General features: G+C 59.4%; 20 protein-coding genes. 8 read left to right on the forward strand and 12 right to left on the reverse strand.

Annotation, left to right across the window (positions count from 1 at the left end; translation table 11 throughout):
- Positions 1-58: 58 nt before the first annotated feature.
- The 8 genes from EJ078_RS04720 to EJ078_RS04755 form a co-directional block, all read right to left on the reverse strand.
- Complete coding sequence (locus EJ078_RS04720) at positions 59-349, reverse strand: hypothetical protein (protein ID WP_127216072.1); 291 nt, start codon at positions 347-349, stop codon at positions 59-61.
- A gap of 81 nt (positions 350-430) precedes the next feature.
- Positions 431-1,960 carry an FAD-dependent oxidoreductase gene (locus EJ078_RS04725; protein WP_127403177.1) on the reverse strand — a complete coding sequence of 510 codons (1,530 nt, stop codon included), beginning with the start codon at positions 1,958-1,960 and terminating at the stop codon, positions 431-433.
- Between the two features lie 370 nt (positions 1,961-2,330).
- A complete protein-coding gene (gene fsa / locus EJ078_RS04730; RefSeq protein WP_127216074.1) occupies positions 2,331-2,987 on the reverse strand; it encodes a fructose-6-phosphate aldolase in 657 nt (218 codons plus the stop codon).
- Between the two features lie 125 nt (positions 2,988-3,112).
- Positions 3,113-3,484, reverse strand: coding sequence for a DUF488 domain-containing protein (locus EJ078_RS04735; RefSeq protein WP_095800014.1), 372 nt, complete (start codon positions 3,482-3,484; stop codon positions 3,113-3,115).
- The gene (locus EJ078_RS04740) at positions 3,435-3,689 is read right to left on the reverse strand and encodes a hypothetical protein (RefSeq protein WP_127241940.1); all 255 of its coding nucleotides are present in this window, start codon (positions 3,687-3,689) and stop codon (positions 3,435-3,437) included. The genes EJ078_RS04735 and EJ078_RS04740 overlap by 50 nt, the downstream gene beginning before the upstream one ends.
- Before the next feature lie 38 nt (positions 3,690-3,727).
- Entirely contained in the window at positions 3,728-4,135 is a 408-nt protein-coding gene (locus EJ078_RS04745; protein ID WP_127216075.1) for a cytochrome c family protein, read from the reverse strand.
- Positions 4,136-4,253: 118 nt separating this feature from the next.
- Positions 4,254-6,020, reverse strand: a complete 1,767-nt coding sequence (locus tag EJ078_RS04750; protein ID WP_127216076.1) for a GMC family oxidoreductase — start codon at positions 6,018-6,020, stop codon at positions 4,254-4,256.
- A gap of 27 nt (positions 6,021-6,047) precedes the next feature.
- Positions 6,048-6,806 (reverse strand): gluconate 2-dehydrogenase subunit 3 family protein, encoded by a 759-nt coding sequence (locus EJ078_RS04755; protein WP_127216077.1) that lies wholly within the window; start codon positions 6,804-6,806, stop codon positions 6,048-6,050.
- A 189-nt stretch (positions 6,807-6,995) separates the two neighbouring features.
- Between EJ078_RS04755 and EJ078_RS04760 the strand changes: the two genes are divergently transcribed.
- Entirely contained in the window at positions 6,996-7,847 is an 852-nt protein-coding gene (locus EJ078_RS04760; RefSeq protein ID WP_208721089.1) for a LysR family transcriptional regulator, read from the forward strand.
- On the opposite strand, the gene EJ078_RS04765 is transcribed toward EJ078_RS04760, so the two are convergent.
- The 3 genes from EJ078_RS04765 to EJ078_RS04775 all read right to left on the reverse strand — a co-directional run bounded on the left by EJ078_RS04765 (position 7,837) and on the right by EJ078_RS04775 (position 9,719).
- Complete coding sequence (locus tag EJ078_RS04765) at positions 7,837-8,688, reverse strand: ATP-binding protein (RefSeq protein WP_127216079.1); 852 nt, start codon at positions 8,686-8,688, stop codon at positions 7,837-7,839. The genes EJ078_RS04760 and EJ078_RS04765 overlap by 11 nt on opposite strands.
- Positions 8,689-8,760: 72 nt before the next feature.
- Positions 8,761-9,264 carry a plastocyanin/azurin family copper-binding protein gene (locus tag EJ078_RS04770; protein WP_245457100.1) on the reverse strand — a complete coding sequence of 168 codons (504 nt, stop codon included), beginning with the start codon at positions 9,262-9,264 and terminating at the stop codon, positions 8,761-8,763.
- Positions 9,265-9,305: 41 nt separating this feature from the next.
- Entirely contained in the window at positions 9,306-9,719 is a 414-nt protein-coding gene (locus EJ078_RS04775; RefSeq protein ID WP_127216081.1) for a DUF5602 domain-containing protein, read from the reverse strand.
- A gap of 431 nt (positions 9,720-10,150) precedes the next feature.
- Here EJ078_RS04775 and EJ078_RS04780 point away from each other — a divergent pair, with 431 nt between their 5' ends.
- Positions 10,151-10,795, forward strand: a complete 645-nt coding sequence (locus tag EJ078_RS04780) for a PTS sugar transporter subunit IIA (RefSeq protein ID WP_127216082.1) — start codon at positions 10,151-10,153, stop codon at positions 10,793-10,795.
- Here EJ078_RS04780 and EJ078_RS04785 read toward each other — a convergent pair.
- Complete coding sequence (locus EJ078_RS04785; RefSeq protein ID WP_127216083.1) at positions 10,752-11,222, reverse strand: Lrp/AsnC family transcriptional regulator; 471 nt, start codon at positions 11,220-11,222, stop codon at positions 10,752-10,754. The two genes, EJ078_RS04780 and EJ078_RS04785, sit on opposite strands and share 44 nt — an antisense overlap.
- A 226-nt stretch (positions 11,223-11,448) precedes the next feature.
- Between EJ078_RS04785 and EJ078_RS04790 the strand changes: the two genes are divergently transcribed.
- From EJ078_RS04790 to EJ078_RS04815, 6 genes are all read left to right on the forward strand, one after another.
- Positions 11,449-12,510 carry a homoserine dehydrogenase gene (locus tag EJ078_RS04790; protein ID WP_127403176.1) on the forward strand — a complete coding sequence of 354 codons (1,062 nt, stop codon included), beginning with the start codon at positions 11,449-11,451 and terminating at the stop codon, positions 12,508-12,510.
- A complete protein-coding gene (locus EJ078_RS04795; protein ID WP_127403175.1) occupies positions 12,510-13,919 on the forward strand; it encodes an aldehyde dehydrogenase family protein in 1,410 nt (469 codons plus the stop codon). The genes EJ078_RS04790 and EJ078_RS04795 overlap by 1 nt, the downstream gene beginning before the upstream one ends.
- A 135-nt stretch (positions 13,920-14,054) precedes the next feature.
- A complete protein-coding gene (locus EJ078_RS04800; RefSeq protein ID WP_127215644.1) occupies positions 14,055-14,834 on the forward strand; it encodes an ABC transporter ATP-binding protein in 780 nt (259 codons plus the stop codon).
- A gap of 46 nt (positions 14,835-14,880) precedes the next feature.
- Positions 14,881-15,651, forward strand: a complete 771-nt coding sequence (locus tag EJ078_RS04805; RefSeq protein ID WP_127215643.1) for a transporter substrate-binding domain-containing protein — start codon at positions 14,881-14,883, stop codon at positions 15,649-15,651.
- Positions 15,652-15,812: 161 nt separating this feature from the next.
- Positions 15,813-16,535, forward strand: a complete 723-nt coding sequence (locus EJ078_RS04810; RefSeq protein WP_067330484.1) for an ABC transporter permease subunit — start codon at positions 15,813-15,815, stop codon at positions 16,533-16,535.
- 10 nt (positions 16,536-16,545) lie between these two features.
- Positions 16,546-17,235: an ABC transporter permease gene (locus EJ078_RS04815; protein ID WP_095800025.1), complete on the forward strand. Its 690-nt coding sequence runs from the start codon at positions 16,546-16,548 to the stop codon at positions 17,233-17,235.
- Positions 17,236-17,242 lie beyond the last annotated feature (7 nt).

Genomic DNA, 17,242 nt, shown 5'->3' on the forward strand with positions numbered 1-17,242 from the left:
GGACGAACGATGGTTGGAGTGAGGAGTTCGCCGGCCGGCGCGATCGTCAGGTCCCCGCCTACTCGAACATAATCCGAGCGGTGCCTCTTTTGGCGATCAAGGCTCTGCGAACTTCCTGAACCCGTTCAGCCTCTCGTTTGGTATAGGGGCCCATCGGCCGGGTCTTTTCATTGCCGCGACGGACCTGGCAGTACCAACGACCGCTGTCGGAGAAGATTGCGACCGACGTCGGCATCTGATGGGACTCTTGTTCGGCAACCTCCTTGGCGAACTCGACGATCTTTGAATGATGCTGAGTGGGCGCAATGATTTGCAAATCCCTGGCAACGTCCTGTTGCAATGCGGACATAGATCGGTCTCCTTTCGGTCACGGTGACATGCTCGGCTGCGTCATTCTCGGTGCGCTCCCACCCGTGCTCGAGAGCGCGTTCTAGCTTGCCGTTTGGCGCTCCATTTCCAGCTCGGCCTGCAAACTTTCCAGGTCGCGGAAGATCGAGGCGACAGCGAGCGTGCGCCCCTCCCGTTTGAATCGGAGCAGGCAATCCCTGGCCGCGACGTCTCCATCGACCGAGATCTCGTCCCATCGCTCGGCATGGCCGACATAGTTGATGGGCACATCGTAATGCTGGCTCCAGAAGAACGGCACAGCCGCGAACTTCTCGCGATGGCCAAGCATGTTGAGTGCGGCGGTGCGACCTTGTCTCTCCGCAACCACCCAATGCTCTACCCGAAGATTCTCGCCACTATGCGGATCGGGCCACCGGGCAATGTCGCCGGCCGCGAAAATTCCGGGCGCGCTTGTTTCCAAAAACGCGTTCACCGCAACGCCGCGATTGAGTTTGAGCCCGGCCTTTTCGGCGAGACCTATGCGTGGCCTGACGCCGACGCCGGCCACGACGAAATCCGCCATCAACGTGCCGCCGCTGCTGAGCTTCATCTTGTTGCCGTCGATGCTGGCCGCAGTCGCCTCGAGATGGAAGACGACACCCTTCTCCTCATGGAGGGCGCGGATGAAGTCGCCCATCCGCGGACCCAGGACCCGCTCCATAGGCCGTCTGTCCGGCGCTACGACATGAACGTCGATGCCGCGCGAGCGCAGCGCCGCCGCAACCTCGAGGCCGATGAAACTGGCGCCGAGCACGGCGCAGCGTCGCGCATTCGCGGCCCGCTCGATAATCGCCTTGCAGTCGGCGAAAGAGCGCAGCGTGTGGACAAATGATTGCTCGGCTCCGGGGGTAGCAAGCCGAACTGGTTCGGCCCCCGTGGCAAGGAGCAGCCTTTCGTAAGAAATCGTGCTGCCATCCGACAGCACAACCTCGCGGGACCGCGGGTCGATGCGGTCGGCCTTTGTGTCGAGACGCAGGTCGATGTTGTTTTTCGAATAATACTTCTCGCCGCGCATCGGAATCCAATCCTGCGGCGCCCTGCCGGCGAGATAGTCCTTTGAGAGGTTCGGTCTGTCGACGGGCGGCGCCTGGTCATCGCTGATCATGGTGATGCTGCCCTGGTATTGCTCACGCCGCAGTGTCTCGACGGCAGCGAAACCAGCCGCGCCACCCCCGACAATGACAATTCTTTCCGGAGCCGCACCGCCATCTCGCACCACCGGTGCCGTTCGTTTACGCTTCTCGACCACGAATATCTTGCCTTCTCGCTGTTCCACAGACCAGCAGGCGAGCGGGCTGAAGGCGGGCGCGCGCAGCGCCTCGCCCGTGCGCAGATCGAAGCACGCGTGATGCCACGGACACCGAACCGTGTCTTCTGCTACCAGACCGTCGACGAGCGGCCCGCCGTAATGCGTGCATGTCGCGCTGACCGCGAATACCTCGCTCCCGCGGCGCACCAGCAGCACCTGCTCGTCGCCGCAATGGCCGACGAGCTTGCCGCCATCCTCAAGATCGGCGATCGCGATGCCCTGAACCAGATCCGGACCGTTTGCCTTCGAATGGCTCCCAGCCATTTTCGTCTCCGTTGGCGATTCTCAGCGCAAGATCGATAACTGGAGCCTCGATAGACTTCGCACGCCCTGAACATGTTCCATCCAGGCGCGCCTTCAGACCGACGCTTTCGTTTTCACCGGAGCTCCCGACTAAAGCGGAACCGCTACGTCCCAGTCTCCTGCCATCCAGGGCACCATGCAAACGAATTTAGTGAGCGATTGAATGCATTTTTTGTGTTGGATTCCAGGAGCATGTGATGGACGGACGAAGTGAGGACAAAGTGAACATGCCGGCCACTTTGAGGCTGTCGGTGTCACCACGGCGCGTGTTCTCGACCAGCCCGTCCCTTGGACTGCTCACGGCTCAAGTCGGACCGCCGGCCAGCAAGTTTTAAAGGATCGCTTGCCTGGTCTTGCCCCAGTCCGCGAGAAAGGATGCCAACCCCTTGTCGGTGAGTGGATGCTTGGCAAGGCTCCGAAGTACAGTTGGGGGAATGGTCGCAATATCGGCGCCTGCAATTGCCGCAGCTTTGACATGGAGTGGAGTGCGTATTGAAGAAGCCAGGATTTCCGTCGTGTAGCATGCGTCGTTGTCGTAGATCGCGCGGATTTCCCGGACCACTTCCATGCCGTCCAATCCGAGGTCGTCGAGCCTGCCGATGAAGGGCGAAATGAACGTCGCGCCCGCCTTGGCCGCAAGCAATGCTTGGTTTGCGGAAAAGCACAGCGTGACATTGACCTTGTGGCCGAGGCGAGCGAGCGCCCGACAAGCCCTGAACCCATCCCAGGTGGATGGTACCTTGATGGCCACGGTGGTCGCGATGCTCGCCAAACGCTCTCCTTCGGCAATCATGCCGTCGAAGTCGGTCGCGGTGACTTCCGCTGAAACCGGGCCTTCGATCGTCCCGCAGATCTCCTTGATCACATCCCTGATCGGCCGACCGGTCTTCGAGATGAGCGACGGGTTCGTGGTCACCCCATCGACAAAGCCTGCCGCGGCAAGCTCGCGAATTTCAGATATATCGGCTGTATCGACAAAGAATTTCATTGTGCGTCTCCTCGATGATTTGATGAACCTTGCTCGGTTTGGTTCCAGAAAAGTGATTTGAACCCGCTGTAGTGGTCACACGCCCCATGTCCTTGATGGCACAAAGGCAGGGCGGCGCGACGTCTCTAGCGATGTCCCAGCAAAATCTCTCTCAGGACGACGGCATCGTTGTGGGCCTCGTCATGAGCCGAGTAGACGAGCGTGACAGGGCCGTGTCGTATCAGGTCGCGGAGCCGGTCGAGCTCATCGCCATGCGCGTGGATTTCCGCCGCATATCTCCGACGGAATTCGTCCCAGCGGGCGGGATCGTGTCCGAACCATTTCCGAAGCTCGGTGCTTGGCGCGAGTTCTTTCATCCAGCAGTCGATGCCGGCATCGATCTTCTTGACCCCGCGCGGCCAAAGCCGGTCAATCAGCACCCGCGTGCCATCGTCGGCAGCTGGGCTCTCATAGGCGCGCTTCAGTTTTATGCTCTCGTCGATGGCTTTTCCGCTCATCCGTCCGTCTCCTTTCGTTGACGGCATCGAGAAGCCCGGAGAACTCGTTTCGAAGGATCATCTCGTCGGCTTGATCGGATACGATGACGAAGATGCTGCCCCGATACCGTTCGATCCAGTGATGGCCGGTTCCGTGGCTTCGCAGGTAGTCGCCGATCTGATGAACGGTCGAATACCCCAGGCCCTGATGCAGGAGGAATTTCATAAGATTGTGCTTTGCAAGCCGGACAGATCGTCCCTGGCTCAGGGAGAGGCCTTCTGTCCTTGGGCGTTGAATTGTTTCAGATAGGCGATCACATCGGCGATCTCCTGGTCTTTGCTGAGACCAGCGAATGTCATCTTCGTGCCGGGCACCAACTTGCGCGGCGCGTGCAGATATGTGGTCAGCGTCGGTTCATCCCAGGTCAGGCCCGAATTCTTGTTCGCCGCGGAATAGCTGTAACTAGGGTAAGTGCCTGCCGCACGGCCAACGACGCCATTCAATACCGGCCCTACCCCGTTCTTGGCGTCGGGCCCGACCGCATGGCAGGCCATGCATCTCTTGAAGACCGAGGCGCCGGCGTCAGCATTGCCAGGAGATTTGTCCTGCGCCTGCGCAGAGCCGACTGCGGTGAGAACCGCGGTCGTCAATCCAAGAATCGTCGATCTCATCTTCGCGTGCTTCAATCAGGGGCGGCTTGGTTGTCGCCAAGCCACCCTGGTTATGTCGGTATTCGAAACGCACAGTCTGCCGGATCCGAAGCGTGGATCCGGACCCGGCAGACCTGCCTCAGGAGGGAACCAATGGGCCGGGGTTCTTCAGATAATTCTTGATCGCGTCCGCCGCCCAATAGGCAAGAGCGCCCACCGGTCCGGTCGGATTCTTCCCGGCGTTCTGCGGGAACACGCAGGCGCCGGTGACGAATACGTTCGGGACATCCCAGACCTGAAGATGTTTGTTCAGGACGCTGGTGGTGGGGTCGGCGCCGAAAACGGCCCCGCCGGTATTGTGGGTGCTCTGATAGGGAACGATGGAATAGGGCACCGGCGGAATGCTCCGATCGACCCTGATCGCACCCATCTCCTTGGCGATGTTCACGCAAATGTCAGCCTGGCCGTTCATCTGCTTAACCTCGTTGTCCTGGAAGTCGAACGTCATCCTCATCAGCGGACGTCCGAAGATGTCCGTATAGGTTGGATCGAGGCTGAGATAGTTCTGCCTGTAGGCCATCACCGCGCCTTGATTGCCAACGTTGGCAGCATGGTCATAGTTGTCGACCACTGCCTTCTTCCAGTCCGAGCCCCAGCGCGGCGTGCCATGGGGTGTCGGATGTGACTGGATAGGCCGGGCGCCCGAGTTGCTGCAACTGATACCGCCGCCGCCGATGTATCCGGCCTTCACGAAATCGTAGTTGTCGCCGTTGAAATCATCCATGCAGGTGCCGAGCGCGCCGGCGCCCATGAAGCGGTTCAGGATGGTCTTCTTGTCGAAGAAGGCGGTAGCCCCGCCGCCGCACTGGTAGGCATAGTTTCGGCCGACCACGCCTTTACCCGTGGCGGGATCGTAAGGAACGCCGATCCCCGACTGCAGCAGCAGGTTGACGTTGCCGAGCGCGTAGGCCGACAGGATGATGAGGTCGGCAGGTTGTTCGAATTCTCGCCCGCGAGCGTCGAGATAGCTGACGCTGACGGCCTTCTTGCGGGTCGAATCGAGATTGACCTTCAGCACGATCGAATTTGTGCGCAGTTCGAAATTCGGATTCTTCAGCGCCAGCGGAATAACGGTGAAATGCGGGCTGGCTTTTGCATTCGCCTCGCAGCCGAAACGCTCGCAGTAGCCGCAGTAGTGGCATTGGCCGAACGCCACGCCATCGGGATTGACGTAATCGCGAGACGCGTTGGACGAGGGGTTTGGGAAGGGATGGTAGCCGAGGTTGCGGGCCGCCTTCTCGAACATCACCATGCTCTGCGCGGCGATCATTGGCGGGTTGGGATAATCTTCCTTGCGCGAGCCCTCGAAGATATTGCCGCCGTCGATTTTCTTGCCGTTGAGATTGCCGGCCTTCCCGGAGGTGCCGCAGGTCTTTTCGAACTTGTCGTAATAAGGTTCGAGATCGTCATAGGTGATCGGCCAGTCCTGCAGGTGCATGTCCGAAGGGATGATCTTTTCGCCGTACTTGTCGACGGTCCGGGTGCGCGCCTGATGATCCCATTCGAGCCAGCGCCAGGTCACGCCGTTCCAATGCACGCCGGCACCGCCGACACCCTGCCCTGGCAGGAACGAGCCGAGTTGACGCATCGGCAGCGCCGTTTGCGATGCACTATTGCGGAATGTGATGGTTTCCCGCCGCACGTTCTGCATGAGGTCGTGGCGGGCGGCGTAGCGCAGTTCGTCGTGGATTTCAGGATCGATGAAATCCGGATTGGTGTCACGCGGGCCTCCCCGCTCAAGGGCGACGATCTTGAGCTTGGTGGATGCAAGCTCCTTGGCAATGATGCCGCCTGTCCATCCAAGACCGACAATCAGCACATCGACCGGGTTCAGTTTGGTGGCCATGTCAAAGTCTCCTTTTTCTTGCGGCGATCAAATGAGGTCCTGGATGCCCTTCGGTTCAGCCTTGTAGGGCTTGTTCCGGAACGGCTCGATCTTGTCCGCGTACATGGCATCTGCGCCGGGGAAGCCGATCATCTTCCAGGCAGCCGCGTCCTTGTTCCCGCCGTACATCGGGTCCGCGAAATAACCCTCGATCGTGAGCTGCAGAAGGAGGCTGAAGAAGGTTGCAGCGGGCACCGTTGGAAGCTCGGTCTTCGTGGCCTCAAGGTCCGCCATAGTGGCGGCGCGATCCTTTGCCGAAAGGGCCGCGAAGCTGTTCTTGTGGCTTTTCTGTACGACGGCATTGACGTCGGCGATTCCCGCCCGGATCAGCTCCGAGGGCGTCATCGGCAATTGATATCCCTGCCCGGGCGTACCCTCGCCGAACGGCCCTTCCAGATAAAGCCGGTCGCCCTTGCCGTATCCGCTGGCCATCTGCCGGTCGATGTATGTCGCCACGCCAAGCTCCTTGGCTCCGGGACCGGCCGCATCGTTTGGAATGAGCGTGTCGACCGCCGCCTCGACGAAGGCGGATTCGTCGACATTGAAGAATTCGTAGCCACCGCCTCGGGCACGAGGTTCGGCGGCGTGATGGTGCTTCGTGTCCGTGGCGGCCGCTGCCACGATCTCGTCCGCCGATGCGGATCCGCCAAACGGCAGGGTGCCCGCTGCCGCGCCGGCCGCGCCGAACAGTTTTAGAAAGTCACGACGTCCGACATCGCCTTGGCCGTTCTTTTCATTCGTCGACATGATCGCTCCTGTGACACCGCGGGCAAACGAGGGGGTGAGGATGGAGAGGCCTATGCCCGCTCCATCCCGGCGCTGCGCCGCGTTCAGCGCTCAATCCGGTGAGTATTCGGAGAGCCTAATGTTCGCGCCCACTATGTGGCAAACGAAATTCATTGACATTTAAGCGCAATTTTTATGCTATTAGCGGTCATGGATATTGAACTCGCTCGCACCTTCATTGAGATCGTCTCGACCGGGAGCTTCATTCGCGCCTCGGAGCGCTTGAACGTCGCCCAGACGACCGTCAGCGCACGGATCCGCAACCTCGAGCAACAATTGGGCCGATCACTCTTCGTTCGCCACAAAGGCGGCGCTTCGCTCACGCCCGCGGGTGAGCAATTTCTGCGGCACGCTCCGATGTTCGTCCAACTATGGCAACGCACCCTTCACCAGGTTGCCGTGCCTCCGGGACGCCGGGCCGTCCTGACGGTCGGCAGCGAAGTCAGCCTTGCGCAACCTCTTCTGCTCGACTGGGTCCGCTGGATGCGCCGCTCGCTTCAGGATATCGCGCTGCGAGTACACGTCGACGTGCCACAGGACCTGATCAACCAGGTCGCCTCGGGAATGGTCGACATAGCCATCATGTACGCGCCCCCACACAGACCGGGCTTGAAGATCGATCTGCTTCTTGAGGAAAAACTGGTTCTCGCGACCACCAACCCCGAAGCGCAACTCCTGGACGGATCCGATTATGTCTATATGGATTGGGGGCCGGATTTTGAGCTTCATCACGGCGTGAATTTCCCGAGTGCTGCGCCGGATCTTTCCTTCGACCTCGGTCCGCTCGGATTGAACTATGTTCTGGCCGCTGGCGGGTCCGGATATTTCCGAATGAGCTCCGTGCAACCTCACATAGAAGCCGGCCGGCTTCATCTTGTGCCTGAAATGCCCAAGTTCTCCTATCCGGTCTATGCGGTGCAGTCCGCAAGTGCGGATGGAAGCGTAGTAGGTCCTGCCCTGTCAGGATTACATGCCGTTGCAGGCGGCGACGTTAAATTCTAGTCATTCTTGCTTTTACATCCGATCGGATTGACGGGAACAGCAGGTCGACTGTCGTCCCAATCCCCGGCTCGCTCGCGATGCGAACATGGCCGCCGATCATACGCATCAATGCGCGCACTTGCGGCAGCCCCATGCCGGTACCTTCCTCACCCTTCGTGGTGAAGAAAGGATCGAACACGTTTCGCAACACTTCGGCGGTCATGCCGCAACCTTGGTCCTTGACGCTAACGCAGACATAGGTTCCCGGCCCAGGCGGGTCGGGTGTCGCGGTCTCCTGCACCAAGGGCCCGGTGATGACCCTGATCTCGCCGCCATTTGGCATGGCATCGCGCGCGTTGACGACGAGATTAAGCACTGCGGTGTCGAACAATGCGGGATCGATCAGGCAGTCGGGAATTTCTGCACCGAGTTCAAGCTCGACGCGCACATCGGGTCCGCCGCCGTACCTCAGCAAAGGCGCGAAGGATCTGAGGAATTCATTCACGTCGCCAGCATGAGCATCAAGTTCCTGGTGCTTTGCAAAGGCGAGGAGCTGCGAGGTCAAATCGATCCCGCGATTGATTCCTTCCCGCGCCAGCGTGATGCAGGCCCTCACACGGTTGGGCTCGTCGGCTCTTGCTTCGGCAAACCTCAGGCCGGACTCGATGACCGCCAGCAGGTTCCTGAAGTCATGCGCAATGCCGCCAGTCATCTCGCCCAATGCAGCAAGGCGATTCCTCGCACGCTCGCGTCCCTCGACTACGGCCCAGCCATCGATAGAAGCGTCCAGCAGCTGAGAGCGCCCGCCTCGCGCAGCTTGAGACCGCGACTGATTTTCGCATGTATGCACGTCGCCTGTCATGAGAGCCCTCCCCAATCGACGACAGCCGGGAACTCGTGCCCCGGTCTGACGCAGCATCCAATCTTCCTTGTTTCAGCCCGGTCCCGTAGGCATGGTCTGATCGCGCCGGACGAACCCTCGTGTCATGATGTCTTCGACTTTCGGAAATGCCTTGAGGGCCGCCTCCGGCAGATCGCCATTCGGGCCAACCAGCTCGCTCCAGCCATGTGCCTCGGGCGCGCCGACGATGATACGTCCGACCATTCCGGCGTGCTCATGCGGGATGCAATAGTAGTCATAGACCCCCTTCTCGATGAAAATGACCGAAAAGCTCTCGTTGGGCAGGAGGTAATCGGAATCCCACGGTTTTGCCGCCTTGGGCATGCGGCGCGGTCTCCCGAAGTTCGTCGGACTGTAGGCAGTCGTCGTGTGCGAATTGCCGGAATTGAGATTCGTCCAGCGCACCGTCTGTCCCGGTTCGACCAGGATGCCGATCGGGTCGAACCAGACCTGTGAGCCGTCGTCGCGGCCTCGCATTCTGATTTCCACCACCTCGTCGGCCCACGCGACCTGGGGAGAGAGGGAAAGGGCAGCCACAAGCCCGCCACCCCCGCCCAGTACCTGACGACGTGTGAAGCTCATTTGGCGACACGTGCTTCGTCGGCGGTAGAGACGTGCCACAACACGACGTGGACGTGCGGTTCCGGAACGCCGGGATGCCCGGCATTGTAGTAGATGTCGACATGGTCGACATTGCCGCCTGGCGCCTTGAGGTCGTCCAAACGCTTGTCCGGATTGAGATCCTTGATCGGCAGCATATAGATGGTGCTGACAAGCTTGCCGTCATGGTCATAGGCAAGGAACGGGCCGGCAGGCAATGTCGTCGGATCGACGAAAAGTTGGCCCATGCCCGGCAGGAAGTCGGGCAGCTTCACGAGCTTGCTGACCTGTTCGTAAGGAGCCGCTGGTGGGGCTTTGGTGACCTCATCCGCCGCCATGGCGCAAAGCGAACTGCCCGCTGTGAAGGCAACTGCGAGGATGAGTTTTTTCATCACGGTATCTCCTTGTTGAACTAAAAATGCGACCACCGTTGATCTATAGGAAGGTGGACAACCGATATTCATTGGTGAGACGGGCATATCGCGTCCAAACCAGCAAGCAGGAGACTGTTCCGGTCGTCAAACGAAATTAACTGTTGTCTCAGTGCACTATTTTTGCTCGTCAGATCGCGTACGGTTTGCTTGATTTCGAAAAATCTTTCACTACCTTCAAACTGCTATGCATATTTTTAACCTCGATTTCCGGCGAATGCCGAAACGCCTCAAAACGGGCCATTAACCCGGACGCGAGAATGTCCTGGCTTCGCGTCCGGGACGGCCAGGATCTCAACTTCATTCGAAAGTGATTTCGGCTTCTGCCTAAGCAGCGCGGCTGAACACTCATTTGTCGCTTGCGTTTGGATCGACGCGGAGGTTTGACCCTGATGATCTCCCCCATCTTGTCGGAAGAAGACATCTCGCTTGATCTTGTGACAAAAGGAAAGCAATCAGCCTTGTCGAAAATCGCGATCAGGATCGCTCGAAGGAGTGGACTTGACGAGAAGGTGGTTCTCCGCGGTCTTTTCGACCGCGAGCGCCTCGCCTCGACTGGCATCGGTCGTGGCGTGGCGATCCCGCACGCTCTGCTGGAGAACATCTGCTCGCCTGTCGCGTCTTTGACACGCTTGGCCCCGCCTGTGGATTTCGACGGTCCCGACGACGACCCAGTCGATCTCGTTTACACTATCCTTTGGCCGCGCTCAGCCTCTTCCGCCTTCCTCCCTGCCCTTTCGCGAATATGCCGGCTGCTTCGGGCATCTCAGGTTCGGGAGCGGCTCCGCCTTGCACAATCCGCAGATGAGGCGTTGACCGTTCTCGAAACTCAGCTGCTCCCGAGTTCCACCAATTCGCATATTTCCCCGGATCAGATGCTCCGACAGCGCACCGACAGCTTTCGCGTACCAACGAAGCCTACCGGCGCGGTCACGATCACCGCCACGCCGGCAAGCATTGCCGAGACTGTAAACATCACCACGGTCGCATTTGCTATGGCGATACTGGGACAAACATCCCTGTTTTTATGTCCTTGAGGACAACATTGGTGTGCATTCGCTTGATCTGTGGATTTTGGGACATGATCTGCGCGGTGATCTCGTCGTACTGCTCCACATCCTGTGCCGTGATGATTGCAACGAGATCCACTGATCCAGTCACATAGTAGACCTGTTGGATGTGGTCCTGTTTCTCCACCCAAGTCCGGAATTTCGATAGAGCATCGTAGTTTTCGCGCTCGATCTCCATTCCGACAATGAACGTCATCGGACTTCCAGCAACCTTGCGGTCCACAAGGGCGATTTCCGCGGAGATGATCCCTTCCTCCCGCATCCGCTTAATGCGACGCTGAACAGCGGACGCTGAGAGGCCAACCATCTCTCCAATGGCTTCCGCCTTCATCTGACAATCCCGCTGCATGATCTCAAGGATGGTTCGGTCGAACTGATCCAGTAACTCCGCCATTTTCTCCTCGCACCTGAGACTTTCCGCTGACTATAGTTCCCAATCGCGGTCAATCGTCAAAATTTGGCCGATGCTCGCTTCTCCCGCGACAATTGATGCGTTTTGCGCGTTCCGGGCATTTTGCCGGCTCAGCGTGCAGGCTGACCAGTTCTTTGGCCATTCTGCGAGCTTCGACCTGCCTCTCGGCTCGTCCATCATCGATCCCTCGCTCACGAGAGGAATTGGCATGACACAGTACAATATCGCGCTTATCGGTTTCGGCGGTGTCAACCGCGCCTTGGCCGAGCTGATCGCAGGAAGCAATGATCGTTGGAATGCCGAACTCGGCTTCCGTTTAAACATCGTCGCTGTTACCGATCTCCATCTCGGCTCAGTCATTTCTCCCAACGGCATCGACGCGCGCATGCTGGTGGAAACCAGATTCGCGAGGGGCGGGTTCGCACAACTGTCCGGCGGCAGTGCCGAAGCCGACAACGAAAAGGTCATCAAGCAGGCTCCGGCTGACATTGTCGCCGAGGCGACCTTCACCAATCCGGTCGATGGCGAGCCGGCCGTATCCCATTGCCGTTGGGCACTCGAAAGCGGAAAGCATGTCGTCACAACCAACAAGGGCCCGGTTGCCCTGGCGGCCGCGGAGCTGAAGGCACTCGGGGCACCGCACGGCGTGATGTTTGAACATGAGGGGGCTGTCATGAGCGGCACCCCGGTCATTCGTATGGCCCAAAGGACGCTCGTGGGCGCCGGGCTTCATGGTTTCGAAGGGATTCTGAACGGCACCTCGAACTTTGTTCTTGGCCGCATGGAGGGCGGGCTTTCCTTCGCGGAGGCGGTAAAAGAAGCAAAGGACCTCGGTTATGCGGAAGCCGACCCTACTGCCGATGTTGAAGGTCACGATGTCCGGTTGAAAGTCGTCATCCTCGCAAATGAACTACTCGGTGGAAAGCTGACGCCGCAGGACGTGGACTGCAAGGGTATTTCGGGCCTGACCGTGGCCGATATCGACGCGGCGACGCGAGAAGGCTATCGCTGGAAGCTGATCGGCTCGGCCTCGGTTCGCCAGGACGGTGGTATCGCAGCCCGTGTGGGACCGCAGCGCCTTGCGCTCGATCATGCGCTCGCCGCCGTTGGCGGGGCGATCAACGCCATCTCGCTCAAGACAGACCTTCTCGGCGCGGTGACGGTGACCGGACCCGGCGCAGGCAGGGTCGAGACGGCCTATGCGCTCCTCTCGGACATCATCACCATCCATCAGTGCCGCCCTTCCGCCGACAAGAAGGAGGCCGCGTGATGACCGCTGCAAAATTGCGTGTCGCCGATGTGTTCGAGCAGATAGCCGTCAGAAATCCCTATGATGGAACGGTGATCGGCAGCGTCGAAAGCACGGCTGCCAACCAGATTGCGGCGCTCATAAATCGCGCCAAAACCGGAGCTGTCTTGTCGCGAGCGCTGCCGAGACACCAGCGAGCGACTATATTGGAAAAGGCCGCCCGCGCCGTCGAGCGCCAGAACGAGGATTTTGCCCGCTTGATTGTACGGGAAGCCGGCAAAACCATCGTCCAGGCCCGCAAGGAAGCCTCTCGGTGCGTCAACACGCTGAAGCTCTCCGCGGAAGAAGCAAAACGCAACGCCGGTGAGGTCATTCCGTTCGACGCTTACGCCGGTTCCGAGGCGCGTCAAGGCTGGTTCACGCGGGAGCCGCTAGGGATCATCGCAGCGATTACTCCTTACAACGACCCACTCAATCTCGTCGCCCATAAGCTCGGGCCGGCAATCGCTGGCGGCAACGCCGTCTTGCTGAAGCCGTCCGAACTGACCCCGCTTTCGGCGATCCGCCTTGTCGAAACGCTGGTCGAAGCCGGGTTGCCTCAGGAGATCGTCACGGTCGCTGTCGGCGGCGCCGACCTCGGCAGCGCGATCGTCTCGGCGCGCGATGTCCGAATGGTGTCGTTCACCGGAGGTTTTGCGACCGGAGAAGTAATTGCCAGGACAGCAGGGCTGAAGAAGCTCGCGATGGATCTCGGCGGCAATGCACCTGTCGTAGTCCTGGCGGATTGTGACTTCGCCAAGGCGGTCAATGCGTGCGTGTCGGGCGCGTACTGGGCTGCCGGCCAGAATTGCATCGGCACCCAGCGGATTATCATCCAGGCGCCGGTCTATGAGCGGTTCCGTGAAGCGTTCGTGGCTGGTACGCGCAACCTGCTTGCCGGCAATCCAGAGCGCGAGGATACCGACGTCGGCCCGATGATTTCGGAACAGGCGGCCAAACGCGCGGAGACGATGGTCGACGTCGCCATTACGGAGGGAGCAAAGCTCCTGTGCGGGCACTGTCGAGCAGGAACAGTCTATCAGCCAACCGTATTGGAAGGTGTGCCGAAGACATGTCGATTGTGGGTGGAGGAAGTCTTCGCGCCCGTCGTCCTCCTGCAATGCTTCGATACACTCGCCGATGCAATCGTGATGGCGAACGATCCCGAATACAGCCTGCACGCAGGCGTCTTCACCAACAACATCGGCGACGCATTGGATGCCGCTGGGCAGATCGAGGCAGGAGGAGTGATGATCAACGACTCTTCCGACTATCGATTTGATGCCATGCCGTTCGGCGGTTTCAAGTATGGCGCCATGGGGCGTGAAGGCGTTCGCTTTGCCTACGAAGAGATGACACAGCCAAAAGTCATCTGCATCAATCGCGCCTAGGCTGGCTTTTCCGCATAAGAGCTTGGTTGAGCGCTCATCTTCCGCGTATCTGATAACAAATACGCGGGAAGGCCGCATACCGGGCCGGCTACTATCCGGCAAAACCCAATAAGAATTCCTCAGGGAACTACAGGCATGACGAAAAAGGCCCCTCCTGCCTTGCTCGTGGACAATGTCCACAAGAGCTATGCCAACCATGAAGTCCTCAGAGGGATATCGCTGTCGGCTGAGAAGGGCGATGTCATTTCGCTCATCGGGTCTTCGGGGTCAGGCAAAAGCACCTTTCTGCGGTGCATCAACTTTCTCGAGATTCCGGATCGCGGCCGCTTTGTCATCAATGGCGAAGAGGTTCTCATGAAGTCCGGCCAAGGCGGACGGGGGTATCCGGCCAACTGGCGGCAGATCGAGCGTATGCGGACCGGCCTGGCCATGGTGTTCCAGAGTTTCAATCTCTGGCCCCACCTGACGGTGCTCCAGAATGCCATCGAGGCCCCGGTTCATGTGCTGGGGGTGAGCCGCAGCGAGGCGATCGATCGGGCCGACACTTTGCTTGCGAAGGTCGGACTTTATGAGAAACGGCACGCCTATCCGGCCTTCCTGTCGGGCGGCCAACAGCAGCGCGCGTCCATCGCTCGTGCCCTTTGTGTCGACCCGGCCGTGATGCTGTTCGACGAGCCTACTTCCGCCCTGGATCCTGAACTTGTCGGCGAGGTCCTGAAGGTTATCCGAGATCTCGCGGACGAGGGCCGAACGATGCTCCTCGTGACGCATGAGATGAAATTCGCTCGCGACGTCTCCAGTCACGTGATGTTCCTGCATCAGGGGCGCGTCGAAGAAGAAGGGTCGCCGGATCAAGTCTTCGGTGCGCCGATAACTGCCCGTTGCCGAGAATTTACCGGCGCGTTGAGCGGCTGACCCTCCCTGTTTCCAACCTGACGAAAACTCAAGAAAGGGGAATTGAATGAAATTGCTGTCCATCCTGCTGACAGGGGCCGCGCTCGCCCTGTCAATCGCCACTGCGAGTGCCGAAGTTCGCTTTGGCATCATGAACGAAGCCTATCCGCCCTTCTTCACCAAAGACCCCTCCGGCAAGTGGGTCGGCTGGGAAATCGAGCTGATGGATGCTGTCTGCGCCGAGATGAAGGAAACCTGCTCTGTCGTCGACATGTCCTGGGACGGCCTCATTCCAGGGCTTCAGGCGAAAAAATTCGATGTCATCTGGTCGTCGATGTCGATCACCGACGAGCGCAAGCAGACGATCGACTTCACCGACAAATACTACAACACGCCGAGCAAACTAATTGGCGCCAAGGATGGCACGACCGGAGCTTCGCCGGATGATGTTTCGGGAAAGACGATCGGCATCCAGGTGTCGACCATTCAGTCCGAATACTACAAGAAATATTTCGCCGACAAGGCATCGGAAAAAACCTACACGACGCTCGATGAGGCGTTCCAGGATCTTGCCGCTGGCCGGATCGACTACGTCTTCGGCGATTCCATACCGCTGTCGGAACTCCTCAAATCCGACTTCGGCAAGGAATGCTGCAAGGACATGGGAAATGTGAAAGACGATCCGGCCATCCTTGGATTGGGCATCGGCGGTGGACTGAGAAAAGGCGATCAGGCACTGCGCGAGAAGCTCAATGCAGCAATTACGGCTGTCCGAGCAAACGGAAAGTATGCGGAAATCTCGAAGAAGTACTTCGATTTCGACCCGTACGGTGAATGAGTGTGGCTACGGCAGACGACGTAAGCGCATCTGCCGTAGCCCGCTTGTCCGCCGGTTATGTCTCGGGTCATTGGCCGGTGCACCGCCGGCGTTGTTCGCCGGATGCGAAGCATCGCGCTTCGCGGCTCTCGTTCCCGCCCAAAAATCAAGGTTGAACTCAGATGTCGACCTCCCAGTCGATCCTAGAAATGCTTTCCCCCTATCCGCCTGGATGGGGCGGCGTGCTTCTCAAAGGCGCGCTTTCTACCATTTCGATATCGTTGGGTGCTTACCTTCTCGGGATGCTGATTGGTCTTGGCGGGGCTCTTGGCAAACTCAAGGGCAACCCGCCGGTCCTGCTTCTTCTCGACGTCTATACGACTGCGGTTCGGGCCATTCCCGAACTGATCCTGATTATCGGTCTGTACTATGCCGGCACTGACGGTCTGAACCGAATTCTCTCGAGCTTCGGGCTTCCCAATGTCGAGATCAACGGGTTTGTCGCGGCAATCGCAGTGCTCGGAATCGTCCAGGGCGCCTACATGACCGAAGTGTTTCGTGGCGCAATCCTGGCGATTCCTGTTGGACAGATCGAGGCCGCCAGTTCCTTCGGCATGCGCCCATGGTTGAGGTTTCGCCGTATCGCTCTGCCGGCATTGATCCCGAATGCCCTGCCTGGGCTTGCCAACCTCTGGATGTCGGTGACGAAGGACAGTGCGTTGATCGCGGTCGTCGGCTATCAGGAGTTGGCGCTCGCCACGCGGATCGCGGCCGGCAACACGAAGCACTATTTTCTGTTCTTCCTGGTCGCCGCTGCCGTCTATCTCGTCATCACGCTTGTCTCCAACGTCGTCTTCGGCCTCCTCGAGAGCCGCTATCGACGCGGGCAGCCGAAAACCGCTTAGGACGCTCGCGATGAATTTCTCATGGGTATCGTCCTATTGGCCGCTCATTGCCGCAGGCGCGGTTCAGACAGTCCTCCTTCTCGTCATTTCCGTCGGGGTCGGCTTCATTCTGGCGATCGGTCTTGCGCTCGCGCAGGTCAGCGGTCCGCGATGGCTGAAATGGCTTGCCCGTTGCTACTGCACCTGCCTTCGCGGCACGCCACTTTTGATCCAATTGTGGTTGCTCTATTACGGCATCGGTTCGCTGCTGCCGATGATACCAGGGCTGCGCGCGAGCTTCCTCTGGCCGATAGTGCGGGAGGGCTTCTTCTTCGCAGCGCTCAGTTTCACGCTCAACTACGCCGCCTATGAGGCCGAAGTCCTGCGGGGTGCGCTTCTCGCCGTCCCGAAAGGCGAGCTCGAGGCAGGTCGCTCGTTCGGTATGACTTCCTGGACGCTGTTGAGACGGATCTGGCTGCCTCGCGCCATACGTATCGCACTGCCGACGATAGCTGGCGAGGTGGTTCTGCAACTGAAAGCGACACCCCTCGCCTTCACCGTGACAGTGATGGATCTCTACGCCGTCGCGTACAAGGTGAGGCAGGACACCCTGCTCGTTTATGAACCGCTGATGATCGTCACGGTGTTCTACATCTTGCTGACGCTTCTGATCACCCGCACCTTCAGGCTCGTCGAGGCGCAAATCCCGGTTCGCAGCTGAATTATCA

The sequence above is a fragment of the Mesorhizobium sp. M1A.F.Ca.IN.022.06.1.1 genome, assembly GCF_003952605.1.
GTDB lineage: Bacteria > Pseudomonadota > Alphaproteobacteria > Rhizobiales > Rhizobiaceae > Mesorhizobium.